This is a genomic window from Nostoc sp., from assembly GCF_036917315.1.
GTDB lineage: Bacteria > Cyanobacteriota > Cyanobacteriia > Cyanobacteriales > Nostocaceae > Nostoc.
In genome coordinates, this window is sequence record NZ_JBALDR010000040.1 from 65251 (window position 1) to 85299 (window position 20049).

14 protein-coding genes are annotated in these 20049 nt (G+C 43.5%); 4 read left to right on the top strand and 10 right to left on the bottom strand.

The window, feature by feature from the left end; all coding sequences use genetic code 11:
• Positions 1-74: 74 nt before the first annotated feature.
• The 3 genes from V7K84_RS17730 to V7K84_RS17740 are packed head-to-tail and all read right to left on the bottom strand — an operon-like array spanning position 75 to position 2408.
• On the bottom strand, positions 75-215 hold the full coding sequence (locus V7K84_RS17730; RefSeq protein ID WP_334839905.1) for a hypothetical protein: 141 nt from the start codon (positions 213-215) through the stop codon (positions 75-77).
• Positions 205-1071 (bottom strand): DUF4435 domain-containing protein, encoded by an 867-nt coding sequence (locus V7K84_RS17735; protein ID WP_334839907.1) that lies wholly within the window; start codon positions 1069-1071, stop codon positions 205-207. Before V7K84_RS17735 ends, V7K84_RS17730 begins: the two co-directional genes overlap by 11 nt.
• Complete coding sequence (locus tag V7K84_RS17740; RefSeq protein WP_334839908.1) at positions 1068-2408, bottom strand: AAA family ATPase; 1341 nt, start codon at positions 2406-2408, stop codon at positions 1068-1070. Before V7K84_RS17740 ends, V7K84_RS17735 begins: the two co-directional genes overlap by 4 nt.
• Before the next feature lie 399 nt (positions 2409-2807).
• Between V7K84_RS17740 and topA the strand changes: the two genes are divergently transcribed.
• Positions 2808-4979 carry a type I DNA topoisomerase gene (topA, locus tag V7K84_RS17745; protein WP_334839910.1) on the top strand — a complete coding sequence of 724 codons (2172 nt, stop codon included), beginning with the start codon at positions 2808-2810 and terminating at the stop codon, positions 4977-4979.
• 76 nt (positions 4980-5055) lie between these two features.
• Here topA and V7K84_RS17750 read toward each other — a convergent pair whose 3' ends face one another.
• The 7 genes from V7K84_RS17750 to V7K84_RS17780 all read right to left on the bottom strand — a co-directional run bounded on the left by V7K84_RS17750 (position 5056) and on the right by V7K84_RS17780 (position 12629).
• Positions 5056-5331, bottom strand: a complete 276-nt coding sequence (locus tag V7K84_RS17750; protein ID WP_334840001.1) for a type II toxin-antitoxin system RelE family toxin — start codon at positions 5329-5331, stop codon at positions 5056-5058.
• Positions 5324-5575 carry a type II toxin-antitoxin system Phd/YefM family antitoxin gene (locus V7K84_RS17755; protein WP_298916813.1) on the bottom strand — a complete coding sequence of 84 codons (252 nt, stop codon included), beginning with the start codon at positions 5573-5575 and terminating at the stop codon, positions 5324-5326. The genes V7K84_RS17750 and V7K84_RS17755 overlap by 8 nt, the downstream gene beginning before the upstream one ends.
• A gap of 317 nt (positions 5576-5892) precedes the next feature.
• Positions 5893-6300, bottom strand: coding sequence for a response regulator (locus V7K84_RS17760; RefSeq protein ID WP_334839912.1), 408 nt, complete (start codon positions 6298-6300; stop codon positions 5893-5895).
• Positions 6301-6306: 6 nt separating this feature from the next.
• Positions 6307-6699: a response regulator gene (locus tag V7K84_RS17765; protein WP_334839914.1), complete on the bottom strand. Its 393-nt coding sequence runs from the start codon at positions 6697-6699 to the stop codon at positions 6307-6309.
• A gap of 153 nt (positions 6700-6852) precedes the next feature.
• Positions 6853-8976, bottom strand: coding sequence for a sensor histidine kinase (locus V7K84_RS17770; RefSeq protein WP_334839915.1), 2124 nt, complete (start codon positions 8974-8976; stop codon positions 6853-6855).
• A 34-nt stretch (positions 8977-9010) separates the two neighbouring features.
• Positions 9011-10771, bottom strand: a complete 1761-nt coding sequence (locus V7K84_RS17775; RefSeq protein WP_334839917.1) for a hybrid sensor histidine kinase/response regulator — start codon at positions 10769-10771, stop codon at positions 9011-9013.
• Positions 10772-12110: 1339 nt separating this feature from the next.
• Complete coding sequence (locus tag V7K84_RS17780; protein WP_334839919.1) at positions 12111-12629, bottom strand: phosphoribosyltransferase; 519 nt, start codon at positions 12627-12629, stop codon at positions 12111-12113.
• Positions 12630-12727: 98 nt separating this feature from the next.
• On the opposite strand from V7K84_RS17780, the gene V7K84_RS17785 reads away from it, so the two are divergent.
• From V7K84_RS17785 to V7K84_RS17795, 3 genes are all read left to right on the top strand, one after another.
• Complete coding sequence (locus V7K84_RS17785) at positions 12728-14179, top strand: MFS transporter (protein WP_334839921.1); 1452 nt, start codon at positions 12728-12730, stop codon at positions 14177-14179.
• Positions 14180-14509: 330 nt separating this feature from the next.
• On the top strand, positions 14510-16000 hold the full coding sequence (locus V7K84_RS17790; protein WP_334839923.1) for an efflux RND transporter periplasmic adaptor subunit: 1491 nt from the start codon (positions 14510-14512) through the stop codon (positions 15998-16000).
• A gap of 26 nt (positions 16001-16026) precedes the next feature.
• Positions 16027-19404: an efflux RND transporter permease subunit gene (locus V7K84_RS17795; RefSeq protein ID WP_334839924.1), complete on the top strand. Its 3378-nt coding sequence runs from the start codon at positions 16027-16029 to the stop codon at positions 19402-19404.
• Positions 19405-20049 lie beyond the last annotated feature (645 nt).

Here is a 20049-nt window from a genome sequence, read left to right on the forward strand (position 1 = left end):
AAGATCAAGCGATGTCTACGACGGGCTACGCCTACGCAAATACTTATGGCGCGGACGGTATCAATTCTCGCTAATTACTGCTGTAAGTCAACCTGATAGAAAGAACAGGAAGTGCGATCGCCTGATTTTCTACCGACACCAACACTCTTCAAACGCTGGCGTGTCAAAAATAACAATATTGTACATAGTTTCCGAATTTGGTATTTATGTGTCATTCCGCAAAACCCTAAATGGCTGATTGTTGCTTTCCCATTTACGAATGTCCAAGTAGAGTTGTGTCTGGTGAAAGTAAATTTCTTCATAAGCAAGCCGCAAACTACGCTCAAGACTGTTCGGTTCAACATCAGCAGCTTTGTTAGAGCCAAGTGCTTTGCGTAAACCAAGCGACAGAATTTCCACCAAATGATGACCACAGCAAATTTGCCAAGGATCGTGGTTATTGCTTTTCTGACTCTTTAGCCGTTCTTGCAGATTTTTCTCGTTCAAAGAGAAAGCTTGGGATTTATTCTTAATTTCCTGAATCAGCTTGAGTTCATCAATTTGTAAAGTTTGCTCATTAAGAAACTTGCTAAATGTAATACCCTCAAAGGTTAGGTTTAATCCGTCACATTTAGAGATCCAAAGCAAATAACCTACCGACATCCCATTTTCAACTACTACTGATTTTACGTCTCGATTAAACTGAGCAATTTTCTCTTCAGAACCAAATTCAGCGAGTACTTTGTTAAATGCTGGTGAGTTAATCAGCATAGTTTCAAGGTCATGGCTGTCAGTGTAAAGAAGATTAGGACTGGTGTATAACAAAGTTTCAAGGCGATCAAAATCTGCATCAACAATCGCTAAAACTCCCTGAAAATTTGAGTGTTCCAAAATTTTTAAAATTTCAATAGCACGCTGTTTACTAGAGGGTTTTCCTGATGTTTCGACTAACTCACAAACTAATTGGTCAACAAATCGCTTATAGAAAGTTTTATCAGAACTTCCTTCCACTAATAAGAAAGTTCCAGTATATGTGCTTCGTCGTAATCGTATTTGGTTAGCAACACGGTCAACTGTTAGAAAATATCTCACTTTTGTGGCCCTTTCAGTTCAACCGTCAAATCCCAGCGATCTTGAATTATATCTGGTGAATGAGTAGCCATTAGTATATTTAAATCTGCAAGCTGTGTGATGTCTTGTAAATCCTTTAAAAACTGAACTTGCCAACCTACATGAAGAGATAATTCCGGCTCATCAATTAAAACTAGAGAGTTAGGTTTAACTTTAAATAGTAGTTCATAGAGAAGAACTAACTCATGTTGCTCTCCAGATGATAAATCTGTTGGCAAAAGAGTTTTTGAATTAGATAATGAGGAACCATAACTTGTTGTGACAACGAATCCCTTTTCTTTACTAAAGTTTATCTCTTTGTAAGAATAGGCAAACTTATTATTAATAATTTTCCTTAATAAATCAATTTTAGTTGCTATTTCAGCAAAAACACTCAGCTTCTTTCCCACATCTTCAACATATACCGCTAAAGCATTTTTAGTACTTTCATCTATATCTTGAGGCTGAATTTGAAATTCTGCATCTTCATCTTTATCCAAAAGACCTACTTCTATGAGACGAGAGCGAGTCGCTTCAAGTTCGTATAGTTGATGACGAAGTTGTTCATCTGTTAAATCTGTGGATGGCTGTTGCTTAACTACTCTAACTGGAAAAGTTCTGTCAAGAGATTGAGATGTTGTACCGTATTCCTTAAATTTATCTTGCATCAGTTTAGCAAGTTCATCAGAATAGGCAGATACAGTTGACAACATTGAAGGTGTTTCAACAGACCGTCTGGAAGAACGGTTAGGAACAACATTAAGCAACCGTTGTGATTCAATGAGGCGAATATGAATATTGTCTTTCAATTTTTCTAGCCAATCAGGTTCTTCTTTTAACTTCAATTTTGAAGAAGAGAAACTATCATAAACCTCTACAGAGTCTTCTAAAGAAAGAGTTTTTTCAGTAGAATAACCCCTAAATATTAGAGGATATATTTGTTCTCTTATACTATCATCTGAACCATAACTAATAAAAACTTCTCTATCAGGTTGCTTTAAAGCAAAATAAGCTGGTTTTGAATCATGATTATAAAAGTTGAAACCAATATTATTCGTTTCTGAGTCTTCTGCATTATCAGAGTTTTTGATTATTTCAACACTAGTAGTATCATCAAATTCTACTCTAAAATTTCTAAACGGGATAGCTCTCAATTCTGCGTATCGAGAGTTAAAAAAACTATTCAAAATTCTTAATATGGCTGTTTTACCAAAACCATTTGGGCCATGAATAATGGTGATTCGTTCATCCATGTTCAATGGAATCACATGGTCAAAGATTCCAAATAAGCCACTGACGGAAATTTGCTTAATTCGCATAGTCATCTAGTCCTATAGCCATTGGCTTCATGGCTTTAATTCTAACTTCTATCTTTCTCTGGAAAGCACAGGAAACACAGAGTAACATTCTTTTGTGTCCTCTTTCTTAGAAAATTCTGGTTGTCAGTTGGCTTTTAGGCGTTACCGAAGGGTACTCGGCACACCCTGCGGCATCTTGCTAGAGATTTTCCCCTGTATAACTAAGTTGTTGAGGCTAAAATCATAATAGTTGAGACAGTTCCAACAGCGATCGCACAATCAGGCATCATTTCCTCTAAACTGAGTTGAGCAATCTCCCAAGCTTTTTGGTACAGTATTTTAGAAAATCCATATCACGAGAATAGGCGATCGCAATTTGCAATTGCCAGTGTATTACTCAGAATCAAGAATGCAGTTGCTATGATCAAACGCCTGCTTGTCGTCGAGTCTCCCGGAAAAGTCAAAAAACTCAGTCAAATTCTGGGTTCGGATTGGAAAGTTCTAGCCAGTTGTGGCCACATCCGAGAACTCAGCAATGAAGGGGACGATTCCTTGGGCTTCGTCATGGACGGCAGTAATGTGCGGTGCAATTACGTTCCGCGTGACCAACGAGCAAAAGAAACAATCCAGAAGCTCAAGTCTGCGGTGAGGCAGGTTGATGAAGTTGTCTTAGCAACTGACCCAGACCGGGAAGGTGAGACAATCGCTTGGCATCTTAAAGAAACGCTGGGTTTAAGGGAACCGAAACGAGTAATTTATACTGAGATTACAGCATCGGCGGTACAGAGTGCGATCGCTAATCCTAGAAAGCTAGACCAAAATTTAATCGGTGCTGGACTGTGCCGAGATTGCCTAGATAAGTTGGTGGGTTACAAGGGTAGCCCGTTAGTTTGGGCATTGAATAACGGCGCTAAGAGTGTTGGCAGAGTCCAAAGCGCGACGTTGCACTTGATTTGTCAGCGAGAAAACGAAATTCTGGCGTTTGTCCCCCAAGATTACTGGAGTGTCTGGGTAGATTATGCTGAAGGATTTCGGGCTTTTTACAAAGGGACGGTCGATTCTGCAAAAGATGCAGCAGACCAAGAAACTGAAACTCACGATGACGCGAAGGTAGGTAATAGTCCAGAAACACCGGAATCCAAACGCGTTCTTTCCGAAGCAGAGGCAACACGTTTAGTTGAAGAAGCACAGCGACATCCTCATCAGGTGATTCATTTTGAAGGAAAAATCGTTAACCGCCAGCCACCTCCACCATTTACAACTTCCAGCCTTCAGCAAGCAGCCGGTTCAAAGCTGAGGTTTGCTCCCGACAAAACTATGATTGTTGCCCAAAAGCTCTATGAGGCTGGGTTGATAACATATATGCGAACAGATTCAGTAATGCTGAGTCCAGAATTTTGTGCCAGCGCCCGTAAATGGTTAGAGCAAAATGACCCGCAGAATGTACCGTCGCAAGTGGCCAAGCATCGCAGTAGCAAATCGGCTCAAGAAGCACATGAAGCGATTCGTCCAACTGATGTGTTTCGTCCCTCAGTTCAATTGCGCTTAGAACTTCCTGATGATGAGTTTAATTTGTATGTGATGATTTGGAAACGCTCAATTGCTTCTCAGTGTCGTGCTGCCCAATTGCGTAAAACTCTTGTGATTACTCAGTCTGGTTCTCTACTTTGGTCAGCTAGAGGGCAAGTAATTGAATTTTACGGTTATGCCCGGTACTGGAATAATCTCAGTAAGGATAGTGTTTTACCTTCATTACAACAGGGACAAGCATTAAAACTGGAGAATGCTGGACATGAAAAGAAGCAGACGCAGCCACCACCCCGTTATAGCGAACCAAAATTAGTGCAATTGATGGAACGCAAAGGAATTGGTCGCCCAAGTACCTATGCTCCTACTATTGCTACTTTAAAAAAACGAAATTATGTTGAGTTGAAAAAAGACCATCTGCAACCGACAGCGTTAGGGTTAGAAGTTGATGCGTTTTTGCTCAAAGCACTGCCTGATTTACTAGAGGCAGAATTCACAGCGAAAATGGAGGATGCCCTTGATGCAATTTCTGAAGGAAAAAACTCTTGGCAGCATTATTTAACTAGTTGGAATCAGAATTATTTTGTACCAGCACTTTCCAAAGCTAAAACTGTAGTTGCGAGTTCCCCAACAGGTAAAGCTAATGTGATAAGCGATCGCAAATACGAAACTTCCAAGACTCGATGCCCTGAATGCAAAAATTTTCTTGCCAAAATTCCGAGTACTAAGGTCAAAAAGAAATATTTTCTCAAATGCACAAAAGGTTGTGAAAATGTCGTGTTGTTTTGGAGCGACTTTAACAAAACTTGGCAGCCACCACAAGCTAAAACAATCCAAGCTGAAAATCAACAAAAGCCTCCCGTGAAAATGACAGCATATCCCTGCCCAGTATGTAAGAAACCTTTAGAAGAGTACAGCTACATCAAAGAGGGGCAGAGTAAGACAATGTTGCGATGTTCTAATTCACAATCTCGTAAGGATACCAAACATAAAGATGTGGCTTATTTCAGCACACAAAAAGGGTGGTGGAGTCCTAAGTTTGGGGAGTTAGAAGTTAAGAGTTAAGTTAAAAGTTTGGAGTTCTTCGTTCTCATGCTCTACATGGGAACGAGAGAAAAGAAGTCTATGGAGTAAAGTCCGATTACAAATTTTTGTAGAGTTCACCATCATTTCGCTTACCAACACGAAAAACATCAATCAATTTACTTTCTTCATCAATTGTGTAGAGAATTCTATATTCACCTTGATCGACACGATAACCACCCTCATAGCCTTTCAAGGCTTTGCAATCTTGAGGTCGAGAATTGCCTTGAAGCGAAAGGATTTTAGATACAACCTGTTTGTAAAGTTTCGCTTGCAAATCCAACAAATCCTTTTCCGCAGTCTTAGCAATTCTCAAACTGTAGCGTTCACTCATTTCCACGCTTGGCACTAATTGCCTCTAAGGTAGTAAACCCATCATTTTCCTCAATTGCACGACGAAGTGTTTCTGAATCAATAGCATCTTCAACAGCTTCAAGCAATTTCAAATCATCAAGACCAATAATTGCTACAGCAGCTTTACCATGACGCTGAATTATAATCCGCTCGCCCTTATACTCAGCACGATTAATAAGCTCTTGGAAGTTTGCGCGAGCTTCTGTTGCACTTATGGCAGTCATAGCGCCTCACAAAATTAAATAATTGATGCTCAAATGTAATTTTTGTACAAATTGCTAAAAATATACAAAATTTACGTTCTGTACTAATATTACACAATGGATAAAACAATTTCCAGTTGATTTTAGATTTATGCACTGTGATGCGATCGCATCGCATCAAACCCCTTTTAAGTTCAATTAGGCTGACGCAAAAAAACTCTCAAACTCTTATTTCTCCGTGTACTCTGCGCCTCTGCGGTTTGTTATTCTGTAACTCGTGCGTAAGTCCTATCAATTGAGAACAAGCGAAACTCAGAAAATCCTAAGTACTTTTCCCGTTAACTATCCTCAGTTGTACCTGGTGTGAGCAGCCGCTTAATTTGGTGAGCCAATAATTCTAGTCCAGCATCCTTGGCAAAAAATCCGTCTGCTTCTGGACACATTTGTTTGCCATGCACCTCTAACTCATTTTTGCTCATGTAAGCCGTGACGAGGATGACTACAGGAGAACGAGGCAAGTGGCGCTTAAGAGCGGTAACAATTTCCATGCCATCTGTATTTAGCTCATACCGAGCCGTAGGCAGCACAAAATCGACCAGAAATATATCATACTGGTTTAGTTCCTCTAACTCCCACAAGAAACTAGACACTGACTTATACGTTGCTATAGCATATTGTTGCTTCAGAAAGCGTTGAACGATGCGGCACCAGTGTTCGTCATCATCCAAAATCGCCAGCTTGTACATGGAGATTCAATTCCTTTTTTGACCAAGAAGACTAATCATATCCAAAAAGGCATCGTAGTCAGTTATGGGTTTGGTATAGCAACTGTCAGCCCCAGATTGGGACAACAGGAGATGTTGATCGGCGGGCATGGTGTAAGCCGTCACTAGGATAATTGGTAACTGTTTCCACTGTGCCTTTAAATGGCGCGACAGGATGGAGCCATCGACTTTTTGTCCTTCCCACCTAGCTCCTGGCAAATTGATATCCATAATCACCAGTTCTACTGCCCCCGCTTCGCATTGTTGGAATATCTCTTTTGGTTCAGCAGTAATAAACACCTGATGACCCCCCAAACGTTCGATTAGTTTGGCGGTTCCCTTAGCTAAGAGTTGATTATCTTCAACCAGCAGGATGTTCAAGATTGTTACTAAAACCTCCATGCTGTGGAAGCGTCTACATCCAATGAGAGTAAGGTACAGGTGATTTTAATTGCCGTCCAAATATTAAAATCCATGAAAATACCCATATTTTTTATAGTCAGGTGAAATATCTTCCAAGGGCCAAGTCCCTAGCTAAAAGCTAGGGACTTGGCCCTCAATTAGAGAACCCTGACTTCCTACCTGACTTTCTTCGTTTAGAGGCAGGGTAAAAATCACCGTGTTTCCCTGCCCAAGTCCAGGGCTTTCAAGCCATATCTTACCACCCATCAGTTCCACTAATCGCTTGCAGATAGTCAGCCCTAAGCCGGTGCCCCCGTAGGAGCGCTGGGCAGAACCATCAGCTTGCACAAATGGGGAAAACAGTTGCTCTGAATTTTCCATCTCAATGCCGATACCTGTGTCGTGTACCGAGATTTGAGCCATTGTCCCAGTACTATCGACAACAGCCCGGACATCGATTTGACCCTCATCGGTGAATTTGAAGGCGTTATCCAGCAAGTTTGTCATCACCTGACGGACTTTGATCTTGTCGGCGAAAACAGTCTCAATTTCACAGTCGAGTGTCAGAGGAATTGCCTTGTAGCGGCTTTCGGCACCTGAGAGGAAACATTGCTCTTGTAAAAGCTGTTGCAGATAAACTGTCTCTAAATCTAAAGCTATGCGCCCGTCTTCAATCTTGGCAATGTCAAGCACATCGTTAATGATAGTAACCAGATTTTGCGTCGATTGGTAAGCGCCGTCTATATATTCGCGCAACTCATCTTCGTCTTCATAAAGGCGTTCTTTGAGCAACTTTAAATAGTTTAAGGTCGAGGCCAAAGGGGTTCGCAGTTCGTGGCTGGTAGAAGCCAAGAAGTTGCTCTTGAGGCGACTCACCTCTTCGGCGGCAGCTCGGGCATGAGAGAGAGCTTCGTTGTGCATCTCAACTATCAGGCGTTGCTGACGTTCGCGGTGATAGAGGCGGTTTTGCAGCACGGCCAGCGATAGGTGAATGTTCAAAGACTGGATGAGTTCCATCTCTTCGATGCTCCAGGGATGAGCTTTATCTTGTTTGATCGCCTGCCATTGCGCCATTGACTGGCGGGGTCGCTGTTGGCGTTCATCGGCTTCCTCATAGCCTGGCCAGAGATTTTTTGTGCCGATTTGGTCGCGAAAGAATGTTAGATACCCCAGGAATTCTTTACCATAATACAACGGTTGAACAATCAAACCCCGAATCGGTGTGGTCTGGAAAGATTCAATCAGTTGGTGCAGACGCGGTTCTTGCTGAAGATTAATTACGACTCGCAGGGCAGGTTTACCTTCTTGGGTTAAGGCGGTGTCGATGGGAGCAGGAGTTTCCCCTACCTCTTGCCAAAGGGGATGATTTTCTAGTAAGTGTGGAAGCTCTTGCTCGGATGGAGCCGGCTGATTTCCGTAAGTATAAAGATGGGCTGGTAAAGCCTCATCCGGGGAAGTTAGGTACAACCTTCCTCCAGAACTGCCAGAAGCTTTGACTGCTTGCTCCAGAACGTTATGCAAAATCTCTTCAGGGGTCAGAGGCGCGTGCAGCATAGTGGCAATCTGATTAACGATCGCTTCCCTCTGCTGCTGCTCCTGTACCTGACTCAGCAGATTTGCCTGGGTAATTGCCAGTGAAACCTGGTCAGCGAGCAATTGGACGACCAGCAAATCCTCAGATGTTATCTCTCTGGGTTCGGCATGATGAGAGATTAATAGCCCCCAGAGTTCCTGTTGATAAATTATTGGCACTACCAGAGAAGATTGCACACCCATCTGGGTGAGATAGTCTACATGGCAGGGGTCTACCGGACGGCTTAAAATATCTTCGAGGGGTTGCTCTTGCACTTCTTCAACGGTCAAGTCGCCGATTGCCGTTGTTTTGGGAGTCGGCAGCGAGTTGAGGATAATTCGCTGTTCGCTGACATTGACAATGGAGCGGGTACGTGCTTTGACAAACAAAGCCCGTGCTTGGGGCGGAATATCATCAGCTGGATAGTGTAATCCCAGCAAAGAAGGCAGGCGGTTGGGGGCGCTGGCTTCGGCAACAACGTGTCCATGCCCGTCGCGATCGAAGCGGTAGACCTTAGTCCGGTCGGTTTGCAAGAATGCCCGCAACTCGACGACAGTTGCATCCAAAATCTCTTGCAGGTTCAGCGATTGCCGGATGCGGTTCGCCATCCGAGCCAGCAGAGCTTCTTTGCGTTCAGGAAGGAACTGATCTTTTAGGTTTCTAAAACTAGAATTTGTAGTCAACTCTTACTCCCGACTTCTTAAAATAATTATTTAATTATTTAACTAGCCTAGCAATTACCATCGCTAATTTTGCTGGTTCTATTGGCTTAGTCAAATGTTCTTGAAATCCTGCTTGGAGAATTTTTTCCTGGTTAGTCTCTCCAGCGTATGCTGTCAGTGCGATCGCTCGGATATCTCCCCCTTGCTGTGGTGGTAGCGATCGAATTTGCTGAATCAGCATATAACCATCTATTTCTGGCATCCCAATATCACTTAAAATAATATGTGGTTTCTCAAGTGCAAAGGCGTCTAGTGCAAGCGATGCTGAGGGGAAGGCACGCACAGAGGCACCATATTGTTGCAAGGTGAAAACTATTAGGTCGCGGGTGTCAACTTCATCGTCCACGACTAGCACATTTACCCCTTGGAGATTAGAGAAACCGTCAGGCAAACTTTTGTCTTCAGTTGTTTGAGGCTCGACACTCTTGATAGGTAACAAGACAGTAAAGGTTGCACCTTTATCATCTCCTTCACTTTCTGCTTGGACTGTTCCACCGTGCAGTTCAACGATTTGACGAACGATCGCTAAACCAAGCCCCAAGCCGCCAAAGGTTCTTGTTGTGGTATTGTCAGCTTGACGAAAGTAATCAAACACGTGAGGCAGAAATTCTGGGTCGATGCCTTTACCCGTGTCACTGATTTGGATTTGCGCTTGTGTACCCACGCGCTCAAGCCGGATTTCCACCTCACCCCCGGACTCTGTAAACTTAACGGCGTTAGAGAGCAAATTCCAAACAACTTGCTGCAAGCGACTGGGATCGCCTAAAACTTGCCCTACATCCGGTTCAAATTCCATCTTGAGTTGAATTGACTTAGCTTGAGCCGCTAGACGCACGGTATCAAGGGCTACTTCAATAACGGCGGACAGGTCAACAGAACTGGTCTTCAGGCTGAGTTTTCTTTGAAGAATGCGGGAAACATCCAGTAAATCTTCCATTAGCTGAGACTGCAACTTGGCATTGCGCTCAATGGTTGCTAGGGCATAAGCCGTCTTTGCTTCATCTAATTTGCGGGTTTGCAGGAGTTTTGACCAGCCCAAAATTGGGTTGAGCGGGGAACGCAGTTCGTGAGATAGAACAGCGAGGAATTCATCTTTGAGACGGTTGGCTTGTTCAGCTGCATTTTGTGCCGCTTCGCTAACCTCACGGGCGGCTTGCTCGCGCCGCGCAGATTCTTCAGCTGCTTGACGGGCGTTACTACTGTGAAGAACGGTGGCTATAAAATTTGCGAAGCTTGTCATCAGCCGCAAGTCTTCTCGATCGAACTGCCGATGCTCATCGTGGGATACAATCCAAATCGTGCCAAGAGGTTGATTGTGAATCAATAAAGGAACCACCAATATCTCGACGATTGTTGGCTTAACCTGTTGCAAGAAGGTGAAATACCGTTCGGGATAGGAATACAACAGGGGGGCTTGACGTTCTAGGCAGATACCACAGCAACTAAAGGTGTAAAGAGTGGGAGTTTGTTCATAGGCTTCTAACATCCCGGCTAGTGCAACCCAACGGCAAATATCTTCCCCGTTCGGAGTCACCTCAAGTAAGCTGAAACCTGCTGATTCTGCCTGACACAGTTGAGCAATGATTTTTACAAGCTTTTTGAGCAGAATTTGAGGCTGCTCAACTACTTGCCCTATCAGGGTATGAAGTGCATCGTTTTCTTGCTTGAGGTCAGTGGTTCTGGGTATTCTACGAAACAACTCTTCAGTGATGAGAATATCCTCTAAACATATTTGCTCCACTTCCTCATTCGTCATTACACTACTCCGCTCCTAAGAAATATTGCCCCAGCAGATCCTGTCCAGATTCACCCAAGTTTCGTAACATTTCTTCAATTTTTATCAAGAAAAAATCAAAATTCAGAATCCATTCTGAATTTTGAATAAAAGAGTTTTATACACCCGCCTAATAAGGTGATTTTACAATCGGGTGGTAGTATAAAACCCTTTCATTCTTACTCCTGGATTTTGGCCAAGCCCTCCGGGCAAGGTAGGAAGTAGGAGGAAAGAAAAAGTTTTTGGGAAAGCCTTATGCCAAGGCCTGTTTGGGGACAGTCCACCATACCTCCGGTATGGTGGACTACAATACCTTTACGGACTCGCTACCCTACACTCAGTTGTGGTTATAATCCCCGATTGATTGTTAGGTTTAGCATAGATGCCCCCTGCTTTCTTTTTTGGCTTCTTTTGATTCGCATAAAACAAAGACTACGACAAAATGATTTGCCCTTGGAACTTCCTGAGGGAAGATTTTGGAAGTTCCTTCTGATACCAGCACAGCTTTTAGTTTAAAAGCCAATGTTATTAAAATTGACTTGCGATTAATAGTGCTAAGGGAAGCGATGCCTGCGGCGAGCTACGCTAACGCTAAAATTTAAAATACTACCAATGCGGTAATAAGCTATCCATTTAGAAAGTATTAAGCCTTGATGTATCAGTCATTACCAATTACCTTAACAAGTCCGCTTTGCATAATTGGTAATAACGCAAAGCGGTACTAGTTACATTCACCATTTTGTGGAAAATTGTCCGTTAAGGAAGTTGGTAAGCATAAGCGAGTGTAAGAGGATGTTTTAAAAGTGATTGACTGTAATTTTAGGCACTTCTTGATCCCCCCTAACCCCCTTTAAAAAGCTACAGTGTACACACAAGTCTTTTAAAGTTGCTGCGTAACGTAGGGTAGGTTAATTTTTGCAGATCGATGCAACAAACGTGCCGGTCAATACAACAAACGTGCCGGTCAGAATGGCACGCTTGAAAAGCTGAAACCTCCTTGCTGGAAGGGTGTGGGAGGTGTGGGAGGATGGGGAGGCAATGCAGCATTTGTTGATATGCAGTTATTCAATTTCTCCTCTTTCTCCCCACACTTCCCCCACTCCCCACACTCAAAAATCTTGTTAGATCAGGGCTTTGCGATTAACAAGCGTGCCATTCGGTGCAGATCGAGAGACTTGTGTGTACACCGTAGCCTTAAAAAGGGGGAACCGGAATCAAAGTCCCCCAATTTATCGGGGGATTTGGGGGGATCTAAAACGTTTTGCTACTGACCAGAGGACTTTTAAAACATCCTCTAAAATTCATTTTGTATAGGTATTAATCAACACAGTTGACTTACCTTAGCCGCAAGTTCTGCGGGGTTCATCTGCTCGTAGTGTTCAAAGGGTTGGTGAATCCAGGGGTTGTCAGGCAGATAATCAACATAATAATCGGGTGCTATAACTGAACAAGCTTTATACCAAAGAACGGCAGTGTGAATTTCCTCAATGGGAAAATCAATATTTTGCTTGAGCCAAGGTATAGTTTGCTGTAGTGTTACCCCAGAGTCTACTAAGTCATCCACTAGGAGAATGCGCGAACCTAACTTTTCGGCAGTCATTGTCAAGTGACGGGAGAAAATTAAATTACTTCTTTCTTGCTTGCCAGTGCCACTGTAAGATGAGGTTGCTAAAATTGCTAGCGGCTGCTGGTATATACGGGAAAGAATATCTCCAACTCTTAGTCCTCCTCTGGCAAGACAGATAATCTGGTTGAATTCCCAACCGGATTCATAAATCTGAATAGCCAGTTGTTCAATTTTTTGGTGATAATCTGACCAAGAAACATAAAGGTCTGGCATAAGTCTAACGGGAGTGGTAGATGGCTAGTATTGAAGGCGATGTCTACGACGGGCTACGCCTACGCAAACTTTTTATTTTAGTATGAGCGCAAGTTATTATGACTGATTCTGCTGCTGATGGCGATGCCCAACAAGATCCTCTTAGTAAAAAGCTCGACTTAAAAACAAAGCTGGCTTATGGTGCAGGAGATTTAGGGCCAGCAATCACCGCAAATATCTCCGTCTTTTATCTGCTAATTTTCTTTACCAATGTTGCTGGTATCCCTGCGGGTTTAGCTGGCAGTATTTTGATGATTGGCAAAATCTGGGATGGCGTAAACGATCCGCTTGTCGGGTTCCTGACTGATAAAACAAAATCTCGTCGTTGGGGCCGTCGTCTTCCTTGGATGTTTTATGGAGCAATCCCCTTTGGAATTTTCTTCTTCTTGCAGTGGATTGTACCGCGATTTAGTGCAAATCAGAGTGAGAATATTTGGCCGCTGTTCTGGTATTACGTAGCGATTGGGATTCTATCTCAGTCCTTTTACACAGTTGTGAATTTGCCTTATACGGCGATGACTCCAGAACTAACTCAAGATTACGACGAACGCACCAGCCTTAACAGCTATCGATTCACATTTTCTATTGGTGGTAGCATTCTGTCATTAATTTTAACGAAAATTGTTTTTGACAATATTCACAATGCCCAACAGGGATATCTCGTTTTAGCAGCAGTTTGTACGGTGATTTCCACTTTAGGATTATACTGGTGCGTTTTTGGAGTCCGCGATCGCATCCTGGCTTTTGAGGCCAAACGCATCCAAGCTGAGGAACCTGAATCTCTTCCCTTCTTGGAACAGCTAAAAATTGTCTTTAGCAACAGACCTTTTCTATTTGTTGTTGGTATATATCTTTTTTCTTGGCTAGGTGTGCAGATTACAGCTAGCATTATTCCCTATTTTGTAGTCTATTGTATGGGTCTAAAATTTGAAGACGTACCCACAGTGCTGATTGCAGTGCAAGCAACTGCTTTGTTGATGCTATTTGTCTGGGGGGCGCTGAGTAAAAAAGTTGGGAAAAAAATTGTTTATTTTCTAGGAATGAGTTTATGGATAATAGCAGCAGCCGGACTATTTTTCTTACAGCCTGGTCAAATAGTTTTGATGTATGTGATGGCTGTGATGGCTGGTATTGGTGTATCCACTGCTTATTTAATTCCTTGGTCGATGATTCCAGATGTGATTGAATTAGATGAACTCCAAACCGGACAACGCAGAGAAGGCATTTTTTATGGCTTCATGGTTTTGTTACAAAAATTTGGTTTAGCTTTCGGGTTGTTTTTGGTGTCAAATGCTTTGCAAGTATCCGGTTTCAAAGAATCTGTAGCCGGAAGTCTACCACCCACTCAACCTGACTTGGCACTGTTTGCTATTCGCGTTGCTGTTGGGCCTATACCTACAGTTTGCTTGATTTTTGGCTTGATTTTAACGTATTTTTACCCAATTACCCGCGAGATGCACGCTGAAATTATGCTGAAACTTAAAGAAAGGCAAGAGATGAGGGAAAGTTAAGGGAGCAGGGGCGAGGAGGTTTTAGAAAATCATTTTCTTTAGAGTCAAAAGGGTCTGAGAGCAACTAAATTTATTGATGAAAAACAAAAAATGCCGTCGGGCACCAATTAGTTTGCCAATACTTAGATTGCTTTGCCGTCAGTAGGCTTCCACTCTGATGTACATAGATCAAAGATAAATAAAGTCACAGATCGCAACGGCTTAAAAAGAATTTCTTTCCAAAAGGGGTAGGCTAAAAAATAAATTATTAGTACACTAATGTTTAGTTTAACTAATATTGTGCTTATCTAATTAGAATCAATCGCAACCAACCATTTTGCGGAAGATGCGATGTCTAAAGACAAGCTAGTATGTGTCTGTGCTTCCCCTTTCCCCCAGATTGTTGATATGCGCTGTTTAGCTCCTGTTCAGACGATAAAGCCTTCGTCTTTGGCTGCTGAAACTGTTCCTCGTTTTCAGAGCATTATTCAAAGAGGCCGATTTTCGCTACTTATATTAAGTCTAGCCTACTTGTGTAGTGCCTGTAATGCTTCCGAAGCCCAATCAAGTGGCAAAGAAGCAGGAAAAAAACGAGCTGTGCCAGTGGTGATTGCTACTGCGACTCAAAAAACGATTCCAATACAGCTATCGGCGACGGGAACAGTGGAAGCATATTCTACGGTATCTGTCAAGTCTCAAGTGGGCGGTCAGCTTACTGGTGTCTATTTTCAGCAAGGACAGAACGTTAAAAAAGGAGACTTGTTATTTAAAATTGATTCTCGTCCTTTACAAGCTGCGCTGATGCAAGCTAATGCTGCCAAAGCTAAAGATTTAGCCCAAGTGAAACAGGCACAGGCAAATGTCCTCAAAGCGATCGCTCAAGTGAATCAGGCAAAAGCGAATGTAGTCAAGGATAAAGCCCAGGCAACAAATGCAGATGCACAAGCGCAACGTTATAGTAGTTTGCTCAAGCAAGGGGCAATCAGTAAAGAACAGGCCGAACAGTATCAAACCAGTGCTGATGCTCAACAAGCGACGGTGAACGCAGATCGAGGTGCAGTGGCAAATGCTCAAGCAGCAGTGGCGGCAGCCCAAGCAGATGTCCAAAATGCTCAGGCAGTAGTAGCATCAGATGAAGCTGCGATCGACAATGCCAAAGTTCAGCTTTCTTATAGTTCTATTTACTCACCAATTGCCGGACGCACAGGTAGCCTGAAGCTAAATCAAGGGAACTTGGTACAGGCGAATGCCACCGATCCGCTGATTACAATCAGTCAAATTCGCCCGATTTACGTCAACTTTTCGATTCCCCAGCGACTGCTGCCAGATATCAAAAAATACAGTGCGAATAACGGCAAGTTAGAAGTCGATGCTTTACCTCCTAAAGATGCAGGGCATCCAGTACGGGGCGAACTCACCTTTGTTGATAGTGGAGTCAATACCCAAACAGGCACAATTCAACTTAAGGGTACTTTTGCCAATGCTGATGAGCGGCTATTTCCGGGGCAGTTTGTCAATGTAGTACTCAAACTCAGCGAAGAACCAAATGCCATTACTGTTCCTTCTCAGGCAGTACAGAGTGGACAAAAGGGGCAGTTTGTGTATGTAGTTAAACCTGACAAAACAGCAGAAATGCGTTTAATTACCGTCGGCGACACCGTTGGGAATGAAACGGTAATTAAGCAAGGCTTGAAACCTGGCGAGCAAGTAGTTACCGATGGACAATTCAACCTTGTGCCTGGTGCCACAGTCCAAGTGAAACCGGAAGTAGGAAGCAGAGGGGCAGGGGAGCAGGGGAGCAGAGGGGCAGAGGTGATGGAAAAGATGACCAATGACAAATGACAAATGACAAATGACCAACTACTAAGATGAACATTTCCGAGCTATTTATCCGGCGTCCAATTATGACAACCCTAGTTATGGTTGGCATTTTGATATTTGGACTGATCGCTTACCAACAGCTGCCCGTTAGCGACTTACCCAATGTGGATTATCCAACACTCCAGGTAACAGCTAATCTGCCCGGAGCTAGTCCTGAAACGATGGCTGCCTCCGTTGCAACTCCCTTAGAGCAGCAGTTTTCTAGCATAGCGGGATTGAGTTCGATGAACTCTACCAGTTCTTTGGGTACTACACAGCTGACGCTGCAATTTGACCTAAATCGGGATATCGACGGCGCAGCCCAGGATGTGCAGTCTGCTATTTCTAAGGGAGCGAAGCAGTTACCAACTAATATGCCTAATCCGCCATCTTACCGAAAGGTAAATCCGGCGGATCAGCCAGTTCTTTATATATCACTCAATTCGTCCATTCTGCCCCTGTCCACTGTAGACAAATATGCTGAGACATTGCTGGCACAACGCCTGTCAATGGTAGATGGGGTGGCGCAAGTGCAGGTTTTTGGTTCTCAAAAGTATGCAGTACGAATTCAACTCGATCCCGAATCACTGAGTGTAAAGGGGATAGGAATTGATGAAGTAGCTGATGCGATCGCTAACGGAAATGTCAATCTACCTACTGGGACACTTTACGGTAAGCAGCAGAATTCTACCATCCAAGCCAACGGTCAACTTAATGATGCCGCCAGCTATCGCTCCCTAAATGTGGCTTATCAAAACGGCGCACCAGTGCAGTTAGGTGAACTAGGTCAAGTTCTCGACAGTGTGGAAAATGATAAGATTGCGAGTTGGTATTTTCCTGTCAAGAAGGAGAGTCGGGGAGCAGGGGAGCATACTTCGACTACGCTCAGTAACCAGGGGAGCAGGGGAGCAGGGGAGAAGTCGCAATCTAAAGTCCAAAATTCTGGCGTGCGGGCGATCGTTTTGGCAATTCAGCGCCAACCGGGAACTAATACTGTTCAAGTTGTGGATGCAATCAAGAAACTGTTACCCACCTTTCGGACACAGATTCCGGCGGCTGTGAACATGGATATTCTCTACGATCGCTCTCAGTCAATTCGCGAGTCGGTGGATGATGTACAATTCACGCTGTTACTCACCATCGCTTTGGTGGTGCTGGTAATCTTTGTGTTTCTCCGCAATATCTCTGCAACAGTCATTCCCAGTTTGGCAGTGCCGCTTTCGATAGTAGCGACTTTTGGGGTTATGGTGTTGCTGGGCTTCTCCCTCGATAACCTATCGCTGATGGCGTTGACCCTTTCAGTAGGTTTCGTGGTTGATGATGCCGTAGTCATGCTGGAGAACATTGTCCGCCACATGGAAATGGGCGAAAGCCGCATGGAAGCAGCCCTAAATGGTTCTAAAGAAATTGGTTTCACAATTTTATCTATGACCATTTCTTTAGTAGCAGTATTTATCCCAATACTGTTCATGGAAGGTATTCTGGGGCGATTATTCCGCGAGTTTGCTGTTACTATTAGCGTTGCAATCTTGGTATCTGGCGTAATTTCCCTCAGCTTAACGCCAATGCTGTGTTCCAGATTCTTGAGTCCACCTCATCATGAGCAAGAGAGTGAGGGAGTAGGGGAGCAGGGGAGCAGGGGGGCAGAGGAGCAGGGGAGCGTGGGAGCATGGGAACAGATGAGTATGGAAGAAATTCTTAATTCTCAGTCTCCAGTCTCTAATTCCTTATTGCCAGAGGAGGCTCCACCTTCCCCAGCACCTAGTCTCCAGTCCCGAATCAAAAATTTCAACCGTCGTCTTTATAACTTTTCAGAAAACATTTTTAATGTGATATTGGGCGGATACGATTGGAGTTTGAAGAAATCGCTCAAGTATCACCGCACGACGATGGTGATTTCGGGAGCGATTCTTGTAGCGACAGTGTATCTATTTATCATTGTGCCTAAAGGGTTTGTTCCCAACGCAGATGTCGGACAAATTACGGCAACTACTCAGGCATCAGAAGATATATCCTTTGATGAGATGGTAAAACATCAACAGGCTGTTGCTGCGATCGCTTACCGCGATCCGAATGTCGATTCCATCAACTCTAGTGTCGGGGCTGGTGGGCCAAATGCTTCCGCCAACGCTGGACGAATTTTAATCGAACTCAAGCCTCGCCATGAGCGTCATCTCAGTGCTGATGAAGTTGTGCAGGAACTCCGACCGAAGTTGTCAGTTGTGCCTGGAATCAAAGTCTTCTTGCAAAATCCTCCAGCCATCAATGTCGGTGGACAACAGACAAAAGCACAGTATCAATTTACTCTGCAAACTCCCAATATTCAAGAACTTTACCAGTATGCTCCAGCTTTAGAAGAGAAATTGCGATCGCTCTCAGATTTACAAGATGTTAACAGCGATTTGCAAATCAAGAATCCCCAAATAAAAGTAGACATTAACCGCGACCAAGCTTCGGCTCTAGGTTTGACCGCCAATCAAATCGAAACTGCCCTGAGTAATGCTTATGGTACTCGCCAAGTTTCTACCATCTACGCCCCCGATAGCCAGTATCAAGTAATTATGGGCGTGGAACCAAAATATCAACAAAATGCCAATGCTCTAGATTTACTCTCAGTTCGTGCCCCTAGCGGACAACTTGTACCTCTTAACGCTGTCGCAACCTTGAGCAAAGATGTGGGCCCCTTGACTATCAACCACAAAGGGCAACTGGCATCTGTCACCTTCTCCTTTAACCTCAAGCCAGGAGTTTCACTCGGTAACGTCACTGGTAAAATTGAGGAACTGGCCCGTCAAACCCTGCCACCTACTATTAGTACAGGTTTCCAAGGTTCAGCGCAGGCATTTCAATCTTCAATTCAGGGTTTAGGATTGCTATTGCTAGTGGCCATCTTGGTGATTTATATCGTATTGGGGATTCTCTACGAAAACTTCATTCACCCGCTAACAATCCTTTCTAGCTTACCCTCCGCTGGATTTGGGGCAATACTGACCCTATTGCTGTTTCAAGTTGACTTGAATATTTACGCCTTCGTGGGCATTATTCTGCTAGTTGGCATTGTGAAGAAAAACGGGATCATGATGGTTGACTTTGCGATTATTGCCCGTCAAAACGGTAAAACGCCCTATGAAGCGATCTATGAAGCCTGCTTAGTGAGGTTCCGTCCAATTATGATGACGACAATGGCAGCACTTATGGGTACGCTACCCATTGCCCTTGGTTTAGGAGCCGGAGCAGATACACGCCGTCCCCTTGGTTTAGCTGTAGTTGGGGGATTAGTGTTCTCGCAGTTTCTCACACTTTATTTGACGCCCGTTTTCTACACCTACATGGAGTCTTGGCAAACCAAGCTCAAAAAACGCAGCTGGCGCAAACAGCCAATTTGAAACTCTCTCGACTGAACAAACAAGCTAAACCACATCTAGTTTGCATAATCTGAAATTGTATATTTTTGTAGGATGGGCGTCTCGCCCGCAAAAGATATGCAAGTTAAATGTTGAATAGCTTAACACTTGGTTCATTTGTTCAGTCATGTTTAAACAATTCATTGTGGGAAAAATAGGATTTTTATTAAGAGGATATCTGAGAAGTATCAAATATTTCTTGATCCCCCCTAACCCCCCTTAAAAAAGGGGGGAATAAGAGTCTTAAAGTCCCCCTTTTTAAGGGGGATTTAGGGGGATCTCCAAGGGTTAGATGTATACAAAAAAACTTTTCAGACATCTTCTAAGCTCGACTTTATCCATTTTTTGGCAACGCTCAAACTGACGCTGAAACTTTTGTAGGACAGTAGTTTTGCTTTTTCGACTTACCGATAATTTGTGGCGTGGAAAAAGTATTTGCCAAAAAGCCAGGGTTTTTGCCCGATAAAGAAAACCGACTTCTTAATTTTGAGCGATAAGGTGGTTTGGTTTAGCAAAGCTCACTTACTTATATTTTTTGCAACTTGTCTTTGCGTAGGCGTAGCCCGTCGTAGACATCGCTTTTACGAATACCTCCCAATACCGTTCGGGTAAGGTTTTTTGATGAAA